Source organism: Stenotrophomonas sp. PA-6-5C, assembly GCF_021605635.1.
GTDB lineage: Bacteria > Pseudomonadota > Gammaproteobacteria > Xanthomonadales > Xanthomonadaceae > Stenotrophomonas > Stenotrophomonas lactitubi.
The window spans coordinates 60,221-76,431 of the sequence record NZ_WKEE01000010.1 but is presented as its reverse complement, the minus strand read 5'-3'; the positions used below and the strand labels follow the sequence as shown (position 1 = coordinate 76,431).

Sequence of the window (16,211 nt, the reverse complement as noted above, 5' to 3'; positions counted from 1 at the left end):
TGGACCCTGCCGCTTCGATTGGGCGGGTTGGGATTGGATTCCCATCGCACGTTCCAGGCTGACAGCCCGGATGGGATGGGCCTGAGGCCGCCCGTGGGCGGCCTTTTCCGTGCTCAGTCCTCGTTCTGCACGTATTCCAGCTCTTCCCGCAACGCATTGAGGTTGAGCATCAGCAGCTTCGAGGCCAGGCGGATGTCGCGACGGTCATAGCGCGCCTGCGATTCGTGGTCGCGGGCAACCAGGCCGGCGCCTGGCATCAGGTGCAGGCGCTGCGCGCGGCGGACCAGGCAATCCAGCCCGAACACACGTGACAGCATGCGGCCGAGGATCACCCGTCCGGCCTGGCCCAGGTTGTCGGTGTCGATGCCATCGAGCTGCCGCACCTGCGCTGCCGCGTGGCGGGTGTGGGGGTTCTCGCGCAGTACCTCGCCCAGGCCCGACAGGCCACCGACGTGCATCTCGCGCAGCGCGATGTCGGCCAGGTGCTGGCAGAGCAGGTCGTTGGTGCCGTCGAACAGGGTATAGACCCGGGCATCGAGCAGGGCGTTGGCTGCGATGTTGTCCGCGCCGGTGCGATAGCCCTCGCCACCGCACAGCTGCTGGTAGTCGATGGCCGATTCCAGCATCAGTTCCGATGACAGTACCTTGGTCGCCAGCGATGCGAACATGCTGCCAGCGATGTCGTGGCGGTAGTCCTCTTCCAGCAGCAGGTGATGGTAGAGCGCGTTGCAGATCACGTAGTGGTTGCGGATGCGCGACACCTTGTAGCGCACATAGTCGATGTCGTACAGGCAACCCTTGCCGATCTGCCGCCCCTTGGTCTGCGCCAGTGCCTCGCGGTACAGCCTGCGCAGGAAGCCGCTGGACATCGCCGCCTTGCTGAAGCGGGAGGCGCACAGGATCTCGGCGGTATCGCCCAGGCCGCTGCGGCGCTTGTCCAGCCGCCGCTGCGCCGGTACCAGAATGTCGATGTCGTTGAGGCCATACCCGAGGTTCTTCAGGCCCAGGCTGTCGTATACCTCGGTGGTCACGAAGCCACCGTCCGAACGCCGATGGACGAAGTAGCCGAATTCCTTGCCGGCGTACTGCCGCGCGCATACGATCCACCAGTCGGCCTGCGCGCTGAATGCCTGCCAGTGTTTGCTGCCACGCACGTGATAACCGGCATCGGTTTCTTCGTAGGTGGTCTTCATCCGCGCCAGGCTCGAACCGAATTCCGGCTCGGTGAAGGCGATGCCGCCGATCACCGGATTCTCCTGGAAGTCGTCGAAGACTTCTTCCTGCAGTGCCGGTGATCCGGACAGTGCCACGTTGCGCAGGAACAGCACGGTGACGATCATCGTGTACATGCCCAAGGGCAGGTTGTACTCGGAAACGATCTCGATCACCTCGCACATCTCGCGATGGCTGTGCCGGCCGGCGTGCGTAGCCGGAATCGCCGGCAGGCAGATGCCCTGGTCCATCAGTTCGGTCCAGCGCTCCTTCGGCAGTGGCTGTTGCGGCAGCACGCGGCTGTCGAACGCCGGCAGCGCATCCTGGATCTGCCGGAGGAAGGTTTCGGTATCGCGGTGTGTCCTGGTCAGCATGGTTCCCTCATTGCCAATGACTGTGCGTACGCTTCGGTGAAGAAGATCGACAGCGCCTGGCGGCGTGCGCTGTCGATCTCCCGTGTGGTGTTGGCGGCGTAGTCGAAATGCACCATCACGCAGCGGCCGCTGGCGACCAGCTGCCCGTACTGCAGCGCGCTCTGCACGATCGACAGCGACGATCGGCCGATCGCATCGATACGGGTCTCGATCTCGACGTCGTGGCTGGCACGGATCTGCTTGAGAAAGTCGATCTCGTAGCGGCGCAGGATCAGGCTCAGGTCGCGCATGTTTTCGCTCTGGCTGAACTGCAGGAAGATCGGCAGCCGCCCGTGCTCGAACCAGACCGGCAGCGCGGTGTTGGTCACGTGGCCGAGCACGTCGACTTCTGAAAAGCGGGGCGAGATGGAAATGCGCATGGCTGGCCTCGGAGGGGGAAGGGATGCGGGCGCTAGCCCGCGTGCCGCGGAGCGCGTGCCGCCCACGGCAGCAGGACAGCGGCCAGATGCAGCGCGGCGCTGAGCCAGAGCGCGCCATCAAGGCCGATGCGATCGGCGATCGCGCCGGCGGCGACCGGACCGATCGCCTGACCTGCAGCGAAGGCCAGGTTGAACAGCGCCATCGCGCGACCGATGCGTGCTGCGGGCAGGTTCTGCCGGACCAGCACCGCGATCGCAGCCGCAGCGATGAACACGCTGGATCCGAACACGGCCGCTGAAACGAAAAGGCTGGCGGTACTGCCCAGCAGGGGCGCCAGCGTACCCAGCAGCGAAATCGCGCAGCACAGTGACAGCGTGTAGGCACCGGGCCACTGTCCGAGCGCGCGACGCCACAGCAGGCCCGAACCGAGGATGGCGACGCCCAGCACGCTCCACACCGCCACACCCGACTGCCAGGACAGGCCGTGTTCGCGCAACCAGGCGAAGATGAAAGTGAGGTAGATGATGTAGCCGCCGGCCCAGCAGAAATACGCGGCCAGGCAGACGCCGAGGTGCTGTAGTGGCAGTGGTCCGCTGCGATCCACCTCGGCCGTGGCTGCCGCTTCCTGCACCTGGCCGGCCAGCCGCAATGGCCACAGCGAGGCGAGCAGTCCCACCGCGCCCAGCGCCAGCCACGCCTGCGGCCATGCCGAAGGGCCGCGCAGTGCCAGCAGCGGCGCCACTGCCAGCCCGGCCGCGACGATGCCGATGCCTGCACCACCAAAGAACAGCCCGGTGGCCGCACCGCGCCGTGCCGGTGCGTGGCGGTAATGCAGCAGCACCAGGGTGCTACCGCACGCCGACACCCAGGCCGCGCCGATGCCGTTCAGCGCGCGCTGGCTGCTCAGCCATGGCAGCGCCCCGCTGGCGCCGGTTGCGGCCAGGGTGAACAGGCACAGGCCCAGCCCCACCTGGAACAGGCGGCGTGCGCTGACCCGGTGCAGCAGGGCATAGGCCGAGGCGGCTCCCAGCACATAGCCCAGTGCATTGGCGGTGTTGAGCCAGCCGGCCTGCGCGTAACTCCAGTGCAGGTCCTCGCGCATGGCCGGCAGCAGCAGCGCGTAGGCAAAGCGGCCGAGGCCGTTGGCCACCGCCATCGACAGGCACAGGGCGAAGGCGGGCCACAGCGAGGGCAGCGCGCTGCGCGCTGACGCCAGGACAGTGGCATGTGGCCCTGAATGCATGTTGCTGGCGTCTCCTGATCAGTGCGTCCCCCATTAGAACGGTCTTGGCCTAGACTGCGAGGTGTCCTGATTGACAAAAAAGAATCCGGAATGGACACGCCCGAATTCGTCATCGCCGTCCTCGACGGCACCCTTGCAGCCAGCGTCGGCGCGACCCTGGACGTGCTTGACTTCGCCAACCGCTCGGCCGAGCGGCTGGGCCGACCGGCATTGCGTTGGCGGGTCGTCGGCAGCCGCCGCCATCTGCGCCTGAGCAACGGCATGACCCTGCGCGCGGATCCGCTGTCGAGCATCGGCGACGGTGACCCTGGTGTGCTGGTGATTCCCAGCCTCGGCCTGGACGGCATGCTCGACGTCAACGGACACGAGCCCTGCGGACTGGACGCGCGCTACACAGATGGCATCGCCCTGCGTCGCCTGGCGATGGTCGATGCGCAGCAGTTGGCACGGCTCGCCCGGCAGTTCCACGAGCGCGGTGGACGTACGTGCGCCAGTTGCTCGGGCGTGCTGGTGCTGGGCGAGGCTGGGTTGCTGGACGGGCGTCGCATCACCAGCCACTGGGCGTTGTCCAGCCTGCTGCGTCGTCGCTTCCCGCGCGCGCGGCTGGACCCGGCCTGCATGGTGGTCGAGGACGGACGCCTCACCACCGCCGGCGCGGCGATGGCGCAGATGGACCTGATGCTGCATCTGGTACGGCAGTACGCGGGCCGCGAAGTGGCCGAAGCGGTCATGCGTTTCCTGCTGGTCGACAGCCGCAGCACGCAGGCGCGCTACATGGCGTGGCAGGGTGCCGACCATGACGATGACACTGTGCGCCGTTTCGAATCGTTGATCGAAACCAGTCTGCCGCATCCGCTGGGCATGGAAGAGGCCGCGCAACGCCTGCATCTGACCACCCGCACGTTGGCGCGACGGGTACATCGGGTCACCGGCAGTTCGCCGCGGGTGCTGGTGCAGGCGGTGCGCATGCGCATGGCGCAGCGCCTGCTGGAGATGACCGACCTGTCCATCGATGACGTTGCCGAACGGGTCGGTTATGCCAATGCGACATCGCTGCGCAAACTGACCCTGAAGATGACCCGGTTGACGCCGGCGTTGCTGCGCAGGCAGCTCTGATGCCGCTGGCACGCACCGGAGGCTGAGGCACCTGCACATCATCCAGACGCAACGTCGCCACGCTATGCTGCGCGCCTGCCGACCGATCCCACTGCGATGAAGCTCGCCATCCTGTCCCGCAACACCCGGCTGTACTCCACCCGTCGGCTGGTCGAGGCCGCGCGCGCGCGCGGCCATACCGTACGCATCCTCGATCCACTGCGCTGCTACATGCGCATCGCCGCCGATGGCTTCTCCATGCACTACAAGGGGCGGCCGATGACCGGCGTGGACGCGGTCATCCCGCGCATCGGCGCTTCGGTCACCCGCTATGGCACGGCCGTGTTGCGCCAGTTCGAACTGATGGGCGCACGCACGCCCAACCCGTCCGACGCGATCCTGCGCTCGCGCGACAAGCTGCGGGCGCACCAGCTGCTGGCGGCCAAGGGCATCGACATGCCGGTCACCGTCTTTGGCGACAACCCGGATGACACCGTCGACCTGTTGTCCATGCTCGGCCCGCCGCCGCACGTGGTGAAGCTCAACGAAGGCACCCAGGGCCGCGGTGTGATCCTCACCGAGAAGGCCAGCGCTTCGCGCGGCATCGTCGAAGCCCTGCGTGGGCTGTATGCCAACTTCCTGATGCAGGAGTTCATCGGCGAGGCCAAGGGGGCCGACCTGCGCTGCTTCGTGGTCGGCGACCAGGTGGTGGCGTCGATGCAGCGGCAGGCCCCGGAAGGGGATTTCCGCTCGAACCTGCATGCTGGCGGCACTGCGGTGGCGTCCAAAGCCAGCCGGGCCGAGCAGCAGGTGGCGGTGCGTTCGGCCAAGGCGCTGGGGCTGGGGGTCTGCGGGGTGGACCTGATCCGCTCCGAGCGCGGCCCGCTGGTGCTGGAGGTGAACTCCACCCCGGGCCTGGAAGGGATCGAGGCTGCCTGCGGGGTGGACGTGGCGGCGCGGATCATCGCGCATGTCGAGAAAATCAAAAAATCCTGATATTTCAGTGGCTTGAGATTTAATTCAGGCGGGGTTGGCGGGTTTAACACCGCTTTAATCGCCCTGGGCGTAGCCTTCAACGGACCGCAGCTCTGCCTCTCAGCAGGATCGGTATCGGGATACAACTTCAGGCCCAGGCGGGTGCACCGCCTGGGTCTTTTTTATTTCACCATGACTCCAGCACCGCATTTCGCTGGACTACGCCCAAGCCCGATACAGCAGGTTTATCAATAACTTAGGCGAGTTCAACATATGCCGGTGCTTTCCGAAACCTGACCCGGCTTCCCCTCTGCTGACCCCTATGAGGCTCCTGGAAACCGGGTCTTTCCGAGGAGTCATCGTGGCAAAAATCAAGCTCACCAAGTCCGCAGTCGATGCGGCACAACCTCAGGCGCAGGCCGTCGAATTCCGGGACACGCTGGTGCCCGGCTTCCTGTGCAAGGTTACGCCAGCAGGCCGCAAGGTGTTCATGCTCCAGTATCGGACGAACGCCGGCGAACGCCGCAAGCCCGCCTTGGGCCTCTATGGGGAACTCACCGTCGAACAAGCCCGTTCCCTTGCCCAGGAGTGGCTGGCCGAGGTCCGTCGGGGTGGTGACCCCGGTGCGGCCAAGACCGCCGCGCGCAAGGCCCCGACCGTCGCTGAACTGTGTGTGAAGTTCATGGAGGACCACTCCAAGCAGCGCAACAAGCCCAGCACGCAGGCCGGCTACCAAAAGTGCATCACCCGTAACATCATCCCGATGCTGGGCCGCATGAAGGTGCAGGACGTGAAACGCCCGGACGTGGCCGGGGCGATGAAGAAGATGGCGCACAAGCCCGCGGACGCGAACCGCACGTTCAGCGTGATGCGCAAGATGTTCAACCTGGCCGAAGTCTGGGGCTACCGGCCGGACGGCACCAACCCGTGCCGCCATGTCCCGATGTACCCCAACGGCAAGGCCACGCACCTCATCAGCGACGAGGAGATGGGCAAGCTGTTCCGGTATCTCGACTATCTGGAAACCGATGGGTTGGGGCTGGATCATGCGATCCTTCCGCTGGCCATCCGGTTGCAATTCGAGTTCGCGGGCCGCCGCTCCGAGATCGTCACCCTGCAATGGGATTGGGTGGATTTGGAGAACCGGCGCGTGGTCTGGCCCGACAGCAAGACCGGCGGCATGTCCAAGCCCTTAAGCGAGGAAGCCTACCGCCTGCTTTCCACCGCGCCGCACCAGGACGGTTGCCCGCACGTGTTCCCGTCCCCGAATCATCCGGGGCAGCACCTGACCACGGGCGAGTATTACAGCGGCTGGACGCGCATCCTCAAGCGCGCCGGCGTGACCCACGTGGGCACGCACGGCATCCGCCACCGTTCGGCCACCGACATCGCTAACTCGGGGATTCCGGTGAAGGTCGGCATGGCGCTGACGGCGCACAAGACCGTGGCAATGTTCATGCGTTACGTCCACACCGAGGACAAACCGGTACGCGAGGCGGCCGAACTGGTGGCGAACCGGCGCAAGGCGATCACCGGGGCGCAGCGCCCGGTAGAGGTGGCAGCATGAGCAGGTTCCAACACATGGCTTCTGCTGCCGGAATTGTCGCGACACTGTCACGACAATTTCAGGGTCCCCTCCTTGGCCGGCTGCGGGACTGGAAAAGTATGCCCGTTTCGGGCATACTTTAGAGGTTGCCTGACATGAATGTCCTCAAGCGCAAGGACTTTGCACGGTGGCAGGCGGGCGAGAAGCTGCCCGATGCCGCCTTGTGCCGGGCGGTTCACGAGATGGAGGCTGGCCTGATTGATGCTGACCTGGGCGGCTTCCTCTACAAAAAGCGGGTGGCCCGTCTTGGTGGCGGCAAGAGCGGCGGTTATCGAACGCTGCTGTCAGCGCGAATCGGTAGCCGCTATGTGTTTCTGCATGGATTCCCAAAAAGCGATAAGGCGAACATCACGCAGGACGAAAGGAAGGCGCTGCAGTTCGCCGGAAAGGTGTTTCTGGAGCTATCGGCAGAGGACTTGATGAAAGCGCTGCAGATAGGCGTTCTATTGGAGGTGTGTTGTGACGAGCAAGCTCATTGAATCCCTGCGCGGCGATCTGGCCGCGCTGCACGATGCCGGCGCGATCGGCAAGGTGACGATGCGCGAGTTCGACGCCATCTGCCCGCCGCCAGTACGGGAGTTCAGCGCGGCCGACATCAAGCGGCTGCGCGAGGAACTGAAGTTCAGCCAGCCGGTGTTCGCACTGCACCTGCACACCACGGCATCCACGGTACGCAAGTGGGAGCAAGGCGACACCCATCCTGCAGGGCCAGCCCTCAAACTGCTCAATGTCATCGCGAACAAGGGGCTGCAGGCAATCCTTTGATCAAGACAAATAGGTCTGCACTTCCCGCAGACATCTGCCTCAAATGAAGTTACGATGTTTAACGGTTGTAAAAACATCTATGGAGGTAACGGGTGGCGGAGACGAGAAACGTGTTTATCAGCCATGTCCATAAGGACGATCATGGACTCCAGAAGCTCAAAGATCTACTGGCTCCGAAGGGTCTGGATGTCAGAGACTCCTCGATTCATACAGGGAAGTTCAACAACGCCACTGATGAGCACTACATAAAGACCCAAATTCTGGCACCTGCGATCAACTGGGCTGGCGTCTTCATTTGCTACGTTTCTCCCCAGACAAAAGATAGCGATTGGGTTAACTGGGAGATTGAATATGCTGCAAAGCAGGGCAAACGCATTGTGGGCGTTTGGGAACATGGTGAAAAAGAATGTGATATTCCCGATGCCTTGAAGGAATACGCTGACGCCTTGGTTGGTTGGAACGGCGATGCAATCATTGATGCGATTAATGGCAAAGACACATGGGAAAAGCCTGATGGTGGTTCCTGCAGCACTGTTCCCCTTAAGCGACACCCCTGCTGATGGCTCGCATTCACTCCTACGTGGTGCGCTACGACAGTGGTTTTGCACCCAATCCGTTTTATGGTCACTGTACGCTAGTAACCTGTAAGCCAGGTATTCGCCGCAGTGCCGAAGTTGGTGACTGGGTCATCGGCAGCGGCAGCAATGCCCATGGCGTGGGTCGAGGTGGACATCTTGTGTACGGCATGCGCGTTACCGAGGTAATGACACTCGACGAATATGCGCTGAATCCCAGGTTTGAATCGAAAAAACCTTTTCGCAACGGAAGCCGGAAGCAAAGTTGTGGAGACAACATCTACTTTAGAGATGGGCCTGAGGCAGCTTGGCAGCAACGAGATTCTTTTCACTCCCGGGAAGACGGAACACTTAATCCTCAGCACGTACAGCGCGACACTGGAGTAAACAGGGTTTTGGTCAGCAATGACTTTGTTTATTTCGGAGGGACGGGGCCAAAGTTCCCTCTAGAACTGCAAGACCGAAATGGTAGACCTCTGTGCAAAAGTGGCATAGGGTTGACTTGCTTTAATGATCCTCAACTGCTTGCCAATCTAGAGAAATGGATACGTAGTTTGGGTGTTGCCGGCTATCAAGGGCCCCCATTCGAATGGCTCACTCTTCGCGGATAATTTGACATGCAAAAAGAAGGATCTCTTCTGCTCTCGGATTATGCAGCAGAAATTGCAGCTACCGATGTGCTCAATCCGACCGATTTTTCCCCAGTTCTTCAAGGTTTATATGGGGAAATAGGCGGAATTATGGCTACGGCAAAAAAGCATATTCGGGAGAAATCCGCCTATCCTGGGTTTAAGAAGGCGGCCGAAGAAGAGTTTGGCGACACTCTCTGGTATCTGGCAGCGCTCTGCAGGCGTATGCAAATTCCCCTTGAAGAGGTTTTTGCCGAGGCAGCGAACCATGGGGATTTTAAGAACGTGGGAGCCGCCAGCGACATGGCCGAGGGCGCGTTGGCTTACATTGCCATGCCAATTGCTGAACCGGGTTCGGTGGATACCACGCTGGTACGTTTAGGTCAGTCAGCCGCAGCATTGTTGGGTAGTTCCCCTACGCATAGTGATCTAGTTTCCTTTGCACGAGCTTATTTGGACGCCATTCGTGCTGCCGAATTGATATTTTCAGAAGTGGCGCGCGGCAATCTTCGGAAAGCTCGCGGGGCCTTTTTAGAGCCACAACCTGCTGATTTAATTGGTCTTGATTTCGATAGCGATTTCGGGGATGAAGAACAACTGCCCAGAAATTTCAAAATTAGAGTCAATCAACGAGGAAGCGGAAAGAGCTATCTTCAATGGAATGGGGTATTTATAGGAGACCCTCTGACTGACAATATTGCTGACCGCGATGGTTATCGATTTCACGACGTCTTCCATTTTTCATATGCGGCCGTACTACATTGGTCACCCGTGATTCGGGCATTGATCAAGCATAAACGAAAAAGCAAGCCGAAGTACGATGAGGAGCAGGATAGTGGTCGAGCCATTGTTGTTGAAGAAGGCCTTACTGCCTGGATTTTTTCTAGAGCAAAGGAATTGAATTTCTTCGAGAAGCAGGAGAAGATTTCTCTGGGAATTCTGAAAACCATTGGTGAATTTGTTAGCGGCTATGAAGTGGAAAAGTGTCCGCTGAAGTTGTGGGAGAAAGCTATCCTTGACGGGTATGCCGTTTTTCGGCAGCTCAAAGAAAATCAGGGAGGTTGGATCATTGGCGACCGTGAACAGCGCACAATCAAATATATGCCGCTGGAGCTTGAGAAATGAAGACTCACCCTTTTGTCGAGGCGGTGGCCTCGCTGCAGTTTGAAAACTGTTTTAACCCGTATTCAGATCGTTGCGAAGTGCATGACCGTCGCGATGCACCTCGGCGCCGAACTGCGGCGCTTTCTGCCATGCTGCGTTGCGCGCTGGAGGAACCGGTCGATGCAATATGGATTGGCCGAGACCTTGGATACCGTGGGGGGCGCCGCACGGGGCTGGCCCTGACTGATGACGTTCACATGACCCATCATGCCAAGCGTTGGGACCTCGATTTAGTTGCAGAACGACCTACCGTAGGAAGCGCAGTGGCTGAGCGAACTGCTGCAGTCATATGGAACATGCTGGAGCACATTGATGCTCGTATCTTCCTTTGGAACGTCTTCCCACTTCATCCGCACGAATCGGGTGATCCGTTTACCAACCGGCAGCACAATGCTCGTGAAAGACGTGCGGGCGAAGAATTGCTGCAGCAACTTATTGACCTATTGCAGCCATCCCGCATCGTTGCCATAGGAAATGACGCTGCCGCAGCAGCTCATCGCATCACGGATACGGTGCCCGTTATTTGTGTGAGGCATCCGAGTTACGGTGGCCAAACACAGTTTCAGGAGCAAATTTCGGAACTCTATGGATACCCACTACGGAATCAATCACTTTTTTGAACGGGCGTTGGCGGTTTCTTTAACCAGTTGCAATCGATGCTGCGAGCCAGCTGATCACATTGTCGCGGATATGGCTAGCGTCCCTTATCATCGATGGCCATCGTGAGGTGAGTGTGAAAGAGCCGAGCGAAGTCCACGTCGGCAAGATCTCCATCGGCGAAGTAGCCTCGATCCTTGGAGAGATTCAACGCCGCTCCCCCCGGTGAAGGGACAGGCAATACCTTGGCGGCTGGGTGAAAGTGTCTGAACAGTTCGTGCTCCGCCTCTACGCCCTCCATGCCCCCGATGAATACTGCCGCAACTAAGTCTTCACGTGACAGCATTTGCTCGCGCATCATCAACAGGCTCGCTTCCCGCTCATTGGGAATCGCTTCGGTATAAACGACATTCTGGAAGTGCTTGTTCTCTTCGGGATAGCGGTCCTCAAAGAATCTACTCTGATACAAGATCACTGACTGGGAGTAGTCCACACCCAAGTCTTCACAGATTGTCCAGATCATCGGCGTAATGGCAGGATGGCCGCCCCAGACAATCTTGTGCCGACGAATCACAGCCATTGCCAACTCTCGTACTGCACATTGGATAAGGAACGGATTAGCCGTTTCATGATAAGTGCCTCGGCCAACAAGCGGCACGCTGGCCGAAAGGAAGATGGCGCTCATGCTCAAGCCACCCAATCTGCAAATTGCCAACCTGCCTCGCTCGACTTGACCCATCGTGCGGAATGGATGTACTGGCCAAGCCAGTCCAAATGTCCTAGCCATCGAGGATGCAAGCCGACGTGATCGTAGACAACGGCGACTGACTGATCAGGTGAATTTGTCGAGGCCTCATGCAGTGTTGTCGATGTAGGAACACCAACCGTGGGATACACCACCACTGCCCGACCATCTGGCAGTCGGATATGAACGGCCCTGTTACTCCCCACTCCGATTACTTGACCACCGATCGTTTGAATGGCATTTCGCAGATTGCTCACAAGATTGACGGAACGCACGGCATGGCTCTGACTGCGGACTTCCTCAAGTTGCAAGCAGATGCGCTCTACCGCCCCGTCGGCCAGACGCCCTGTGCCCGGGTCTACTTCTTCGGGCAATAGTTCTGCCCGGCTTGCAGTAGCTGTGCGCGCAGAAGGTGTGGCATCCGGCCAGCCGACCCGAAGAACGCTGATGCCCTTGGCCAACGCGCGTCCGAACTCCGCGCTCGTCCAGCGACTTTCGAAATAACCTGGCGTGTCGAGCATCACGAGCACATCAGAATCGCAGAGCCGATGCCACAGCATGGTCTGGAAGTCCTCCGCAGGTGGAATGCCGTGCGTGTCGAGGAATACGTCGAAAAGTCGAACTGACAAAGCGTCAAACAGTTGCAAAGCAGCTTCTCGGGCTTCACCTCGGCGGTAGCTCACAAAAACCCGCCGCTGCCGAGGGAGTAATCCTGCACATTCCAGCAATGCGGTCGCAACGCGTTGTGCACCACCTGCTGCATACGCTAGGCAGTTGAGCGGTTGCAACATTGCAGGAATCTCTGCGCTGACTCTACTGACATCCGACGCCACCGGCAGCAATGGGATGCCACGCTCTAACAGCTTTGCAACATTGGCAATAGGAGCATTCTCACCTCCAAAAAAAACTGCGGCGGCTGATCTTTGCTGCGGCGGCTCGAACGATTCGGGACAAATATCCCATCCGACCTCATGACCCAGCCTCAGATTGAACATGCCTACGGCGTGAGCCACGATATTCTCAAGCTCAGAAATCTGAGCAGCACTTGGTGCCCCAAGTATTGCAAGCTGATATAGAGAAGGCATGTTTACCTTAGTCGAATAATTTTTAGAAATCGGGCGAAAGCATCCCACTCAGGCACGATTCCTGTGGGCCTCCAGGCAAATTAATACCGTTGCCATTCTGGAGCCAACAGTCCATCCAAGAATCTAGATCGAACGGAAACAAAAGAATCCTTGCCTACATCATTTCCCCGCACGGCCATATCTTCAATCGCTTCTGCATCATCAAGTTTAATTTCTACCGGAGTCTGTTGATTAATCCGAAGATGGCGTGTTGGGCCTAAAAAACCATCGGCCAAAACTAGTGCCCCATGCTCCTGGGCAGCAAAGAAGAGATCGGCACTATTGGGTGCCCATCCAGCTTTCCCTTTTCCAAGGGACTCCGTGAAATCGCTTTCACTGCCCATTGTGCCGACACTTAAAACATCTATTCGATCCAAGGGTATTTTTAGATAGCGAACAGCTTCTGCCAGTGCGGGGAGAATTGGATTGTTCGCCCAAACACCACCATCAAGAAAAGATTCAGGCGCAACCGGCCCATCCCAGACAGATTCGTCAAAATATGTAGGGGCAGCTGAAGATGCAAGTGCGGCATCGACCGCTGAGATATCTCGAAATGCTGTTCTATCTGGGGTATGGGCTGTGACAATAGCTTCAGCTTGTCCATGTTTGGCTCTTACTGTAGGAATAACGAGCCTGCAGCATGAGGCATCAGTTATTCTCCTATCACCATACACTTTGCACAGTAAATCTCGGAGCGTGGAAGATTCGTGCTTGGATTTCAACCAATGTCGAAGCTTCCTATCTTTTGGGAAAATTAACGGTCCTTGCTCTTGGTAGAATTTCAATATATCGCGCGGAGCTATTCCGAGGGCAAGCCCGATTGCGAGTATTGCACCTGTCGATGTGCCAGCCACTAAATCGAAATGCGATACTAGATTGTTACCGCCACCACTCCTGAGCATGTCATCCCACTTAGCCAAGACGGCGGCAGTAAACGTCCCTCGCAATCCTCCCCCATCAAGAGCAAGAATTCGAAAATTACGCCCCCGTGAAACACTGCGCCGCACGAGCGGCAGAAGCTTTAGCTGATTGACAATGGTTTCTACAATACGTTCGATAGACGTATCGTTCGCAATTTCTCGGTTTGCATTCTCAGATAGTCCATTTTGCAATCTTGAAGGCAAGCTCGGGTTGTCCTTTAGATAACCCGCAATTGCTCCCCCAAATCCTGCAACAACGAAACCTGGCTTTCCGAGTTCTAGCATCGCATCAAGCTCAGTGGGGACCCCTGCTTTGGCCTTATTTATGTCCCACCACTTACCTCCAACGCAGACAACCGCATCCGATCGCTCGGCCATCCAGTCTCGCATTGGAGTTAAATCACTATTGCTTACTCCATCAGCTTCTGCGGGAACTATTTGCACCGCTGCGAATTGGCGTTGGATTTCTATTTCTGCAATTTGTTCATCTGTTTCGGCAAATTTTTGAGCACGAACCAATGTTAAGGCTCCTACCTCACCTCCCGCATGAAGAAAATCTCTCGCGGCATCTTCTAATGGTTTAGACAAGGACGGGTGACTGCCATGAATCACTGAACCTCCCTCGCTAAATATTCGCGATGCTAGTGCCTTCACAAACAAGCATATTTCTTCTTGCCGCTCATCTGGAGCAGATCCTGAGAGGTGAATTCGCACCCCTGCAAGAGGTTGTCTTGGAATCATGCGTTAAACCTGGTTGGCTGGAACGATTAAATTACGAGTAATTTCCCCTGATCTCAATGGCTTTTTCGATCCAGTCCTCAAGGTTTTCCTTGATGTGACTGTACACATTAGTACTGGAGGAATATGGCGGATTGTAAGTTTTTACGATTTCATCCATGGAGACACCATTTATAGTGAATTTTGAAAATGGATTGCTTCCCTTTTCCGCTTGATCTCCGTCGCTATCCTTGAGATTGTGGATGTAGATCCCAAGCACCCCCTTCTTATCCTTCCACGCTTTCTTTATTTCGTAGTTAATCCATTTTCTCCCAGCCGTATTCTCTCCAACAAGAATGATTGCAACCGTCTTTCCTTTTAATTGCTCATCAATCCACTCTTGAATTGCATCATCTCCGCCTGCCTTCACATCTTCCCAGTCGTTATCGGAAGCGGGCTTGTTTCCATCTATAACACCCATGCTTCTGACTTGGGCAGCTCTCCAGTTGTCTGGCTGGTAGTGAAAGCTGTAAAAGGCTCTACGCGTCATTTTTTCTCCTGATGCTTCTTTGCGGCTAAAGATACGATTTCCATCCAAGTCACAATTTACAACAAGTATCTTCATTTGTTGAAATTTGGGGTGACTTGCGTGGGCATCCCCGGCCAAGTGGACATGGCCGGTCGCGCTGTCGTGCGCGTAGCGCATCGAGCCGCCGCACCCTTCGGCCACGGCGTCTCGCCCCCTTCGGGCTTCCATCGTTCCCTCGCTCCGCTTGGCTGACGCCTCCGGCCCGGCTTCCAGATCCGGGCCTGCGCGCTTGCGCTTGCCGTGCGGTCGGCACACAGGGAGGGCCGTTGCCATGTCCAGCCGTCCTCCCTGACTCCATCACCTTGTCAGCGACCGTAGCCCGCTCCCGTAGGCCGTCAAGGCGCGCAGGGCCGTGTCCTCGGCTGCGCCTGCGGGCCGCACCCACCCTGCGCTTGTTTCCTTGACGGCCCCCGTCCGCGCGCTCCTTTGGCCGCGGGCGATGAACTCAGGAAAGACGGTGGCAACAGGGCCAACCGGGTTCCTCGTGCCGACCGCACCGAACAGCCGAAAGGCTGGGCTCCGAATCTAGGAATCCGGTGTGCGGTTTTCTTCAACAGCCTCAGGAGAAAGACCATGCAACTCGCATCCCGCTTCGCTCACCACTCCCCCGCATTGCGCAGCGAAACCCCGCTGTCCGATGACCAGATTCGCAGGGTGGCCCCGTCCATCTTCGCGGACGCTCCGCATGAGAGCCGTTCCGAGCGGTACAGCTACATCCCCACCGCCGCCGTGTTGACCGAGCTTCGCAAGGAGGGTTTCCAGCCCTTCATGGTGTGCCAAACCCGCGTGCGCAACGAAGGCCGGCGCGAGCACACCAAACACATGCTGCGCCTGCGCCACTCCAACCAGATCAACGCCCGCGAAGCCAATGAAATCATCCTGCTGAACTCGCACGACGGCACGAGCAGCTATCAATTACTGGGTGGCATGTTCCGCTTCGTTTGCAGCAATGGCCTTGTCTGCGGCGACACCATGGGCGATGTGCGCGTGCCCCACAAAGGCGACGTGGCCGGGCATGTCATCGAGGGCGCCTATCAGGTGCTAGGTGGCTTCGAGCATGCGCAGGAATCGCGCGAATCCATGCAGGCCATCACGCTGGATGCAGGGGAATCGGAAGTGTTCGCCCGCGCTGCGCTGGCCCTCAAGTACGACGACCCGACCAAGCCCGCGCCCATCACGGAATCGCAAATCCTGATGCCGCGCCGGTTCGATGACCGCCGCCCCGACCTGTGGAGCGTGTTCAACCGCACGCAGGAGAACTTGACCAAGGGCGGATTGGCTGGCCGCGCCGCCAATGGCCGCAGGCAGCGGACCCGGCCCGTGCAGGGCATCGATTCCGACATTCGCCTGAACCGCGCCCTGTGGCTGCTGGCCGATGGCATGCGTCAGCTCAAGGCCTGAACCGTTCCCCCGCCGGAGGGGCGGTTCCCCTCCATTCCCTTGTTTCACTCGATTGGAGAT

17 protein-coding genes are annotated in these 16,211 nt (G+C 58.9%); 10 read left to right on the top strand and 7 right to left on the bottom strand.

From position 1 onward, the window contains the following. Window positions 1–113: 113 nt before the first annotated feature. The 3 genes from GIW57_RS23680 to GIW57_RS06295 are packed head-to-tail and all read right to left on the bottom strand — an operon-like array spanning window position 114 to window position 3,249. Complete coding sequence (locus tag GIW57_RS23680; protein ID WP_268927243.1) at window positions 114–1,586, bottom strand: acyl-CoA dehydrogenase family protein; 1,473 nt, start codon at window positions 1,584–1,586, stop codon at window positions 114–116. Then, window positions 1,580–2,005 carry a thioesterase family protein gene (locus GIW57_RS06300; RefSeq protein ID WP_100460176.1) on the bottom strand — a complete coding sequence of 142 codons (426 nt, stop codon included), beginning with the start codon at window positions 2,003–2,005 and terminating at the stop codon, window positions 1,580–1,582. The genes GIW57_RS23680 and GIW57_RS06300 overlap by 7 nt, the downstream gene beginning before the upstream one ends. A gap of 32 nt (window positions 2,006–2,037) precedes the next feature. Beyond that, on the bottom strand, window positions 2,038–3,249 hold the full coding sequence (locus GIW57_RS06295; RefSeq protein WP_236509473.1) for a YbfB/YjiJ family MFS transporter: 1,212 nt from the start codon (window positions 3,247–3,249) through the stop codon (window positions 2,038–2,040). A gap of 90 nt (window positions 3,250–3,339) precedes the next feature. Between GIW57_RS06295 and GIW57_RS06290 the strand changes: the two genes are divergently transcribed. From GIW57_RS06290 to GIW57_RS06250, 9 genes are all read left to right on the top strand, one after another. After that, entirely contained in the window at window positions 3,340–4,365 is a 1,026-nt protein-coding gene (locus GIW57_RS06290) for a helix-turn-helix domain-containing protein (RefSeq protein ID WP_100460174.1), read from the top strand. Window positions 4,366–4,461: 96 nt separating this feature from the next. Then, window positions 4,462–5,340: a 30S ribosomal protein S6--L-glutamate ligase gene (rimK, locus tag GIW57_RS06285; protein ID WP_236509471.1), complete on the top strand. Its 879-nt coding sequence runs from the start codon at window positions 4,462–4,464 to the stop codon at window positions 5,338–5,340. Window positions 5,341–5,680: 340 nt separating this feature from the next. Beyond that, window positions 5,681–6,886 carry a site-specific integrase gene (locus tag GIW57_RS06280; RefSeq protein WP_024570156.1) on the top strand — a complete coding sequence of 402 codons (1,206 nt, stop codon included), beginning with the start codon at window positions 5,681–5,683 and terminating at the stop codon, window positions 6,884–6,886. Between the two features lie 134 nt (window positions 6,887–7,020). Next, on the top strand, window positions 7,021–7,404 hold the full coding sequence (locus GIW57_RS06275; RefSeq protein ID WP_019043430.1) for a type II toxin-antitoxin system RelE/ParE family toxin: 384 nt from the start codon (window positions 7,021–7,023) through the stop codon (window positions 7,402–7,404). Further along, window positions 7,385–7,690: a DNA-binding transcriptional regulator gene (locus tag GIW57_RS06270; RefSeq protein WP_019043431.1), complete on the top strand. Its 306-nt coding sequence runs from the start codon at window positions 7,385–7,387 to the stop codon at window positions 7,688–7,690. Before GIW57_RS06275 ends, GIW57_RS06270 begins: the two co-directional genes overlap by 20 nt. Before the next feature lie 110 nt (window positions 7,691–7,800). Beyond that, window positions 7,801–8,250: a TIR domain-containing protein gene (locus GIW57_RS06265; RefSeq protein ID WP_236509469.1), complete on the top strand. Its 450-nt coding sequence runs from the start codon at window positions 7,801–7,803 to the stop codon at window positions 8,248–8,250. Continuing rightward, a complete protein-coding gene (locus GIW57_RS06260; RefSeq protein WP_080375559.1) occupies window positions 8,250–8,876 on the top strand; it encodes a hypothetical protein in 627 nt (208 codons plus the stop codon). Before GIW57_RS06265 ends, GIW57_RS06260 begins: the two co-directional genes overlap by 1 nt. 6 nt (window positions 8,877–8,882) lie before the next feature. After that, window positions 8,883–10,019, top strand: a complete 1,137-nt coding sequence (locus GIW57_RS06255; protein ID WP_029158621.1) for a nucleoside triphosphate pyrophosphohydrolase family protein — start codon at window positions 8,883–8,885, stop codon at window positions 10,017–10,019. Then, window positions 10,016–10,678 (top strand): uracil-DNA glycosylase, encoded by a 663-nt coding sequence (locus tag GIW57_RS06250; protein WP_060446450.1) that lies wholly within the window; start codon window positions 10,016–10,018, stop codon window positions 10,676–10,678. Before GIW57_RS06255 ends, GIW57_RS06250 begins: the two co-directional genes overlap by 4 nt. A 74-nt stretch (window positions 10,679–10,752) precedes the next feature. Here the strand turns inward: GIW57_RS06250 and GIW57_RS06245 are convergent, their stop codons facing one another. The 4 genes from GIW57_RS06245 to GIW57_RS06230 all read right to left on the bottom strand — a co-directional run bounded on the left by GIW57_RS06245 (window position 10,753) and on the right by GIW57_RS06230 (window position 15,023). After that, window positions 10,753–11,340 (bottom strand): hypothetical protein, encoded by a 588-nt coding sequence (locus tag GIW57_RS06245; RefSeq protein ID WP_019043436.1) that lies wholly within the window; start codon window positions 11,338–11,340, stop codon window positions 10,753–10,755. 2 nt (window positions 11,341–11,342) lie between these two features. Then, window positions 11,343–12,485 (bottom strand): toll/interleukin-1 receptor domain-containing protein, encoded by a 1,143-nt coding sequence (locus GIW57_RS06240; protein WP_080375558.1) that lies wholly within the window; start codon window positions 12,483–12,485, stop codon window positions 11,343–11,345. Window positions 12,486–12,565: 80 nt separating this feature from the next. Beyond that, window positions 12,566–14,185 carry a CBASS cGAMP-activated phospholipase gene (locus GIW57_RS06235; protein WP_072270846.1) on the bottom strand — a complete coding sequence of 540 codons (1,620 nt, stop codon included), beginning with the start codon at window positions 14,183–14,185 and terminating at the stop codon, window positions 12,566–12,568. Window positions 14,186–14,216: 31 nt separating this feature from the next. Next, window positions 14,217–15,023, bottom strand: coding sequence for a TIR domain-containing protein (locus tag GIW57_RS06230; RefSeq protein WP_019043439.1), 807 nt, complete (start codon window positions 15,021–15,023; stop codon window positions 14,217–14,219). 300 nt (window positions 15,024–15,323) lie between these two features. On the opposite strand from GIW57_RS06230, the gene GIW57_RS06225 reads away from it, so the two are divergent. Next, entirely contained in the window at window positions 15,324–16,151 is an 828-nt protein-coding gene (locus GIW57_RS06225) for a DUF932 domain-containing protein (protein WP_024570161.1), read from the top strand. Window positions 16,152–16,211 lie beyond the last annotated feature (60 nt).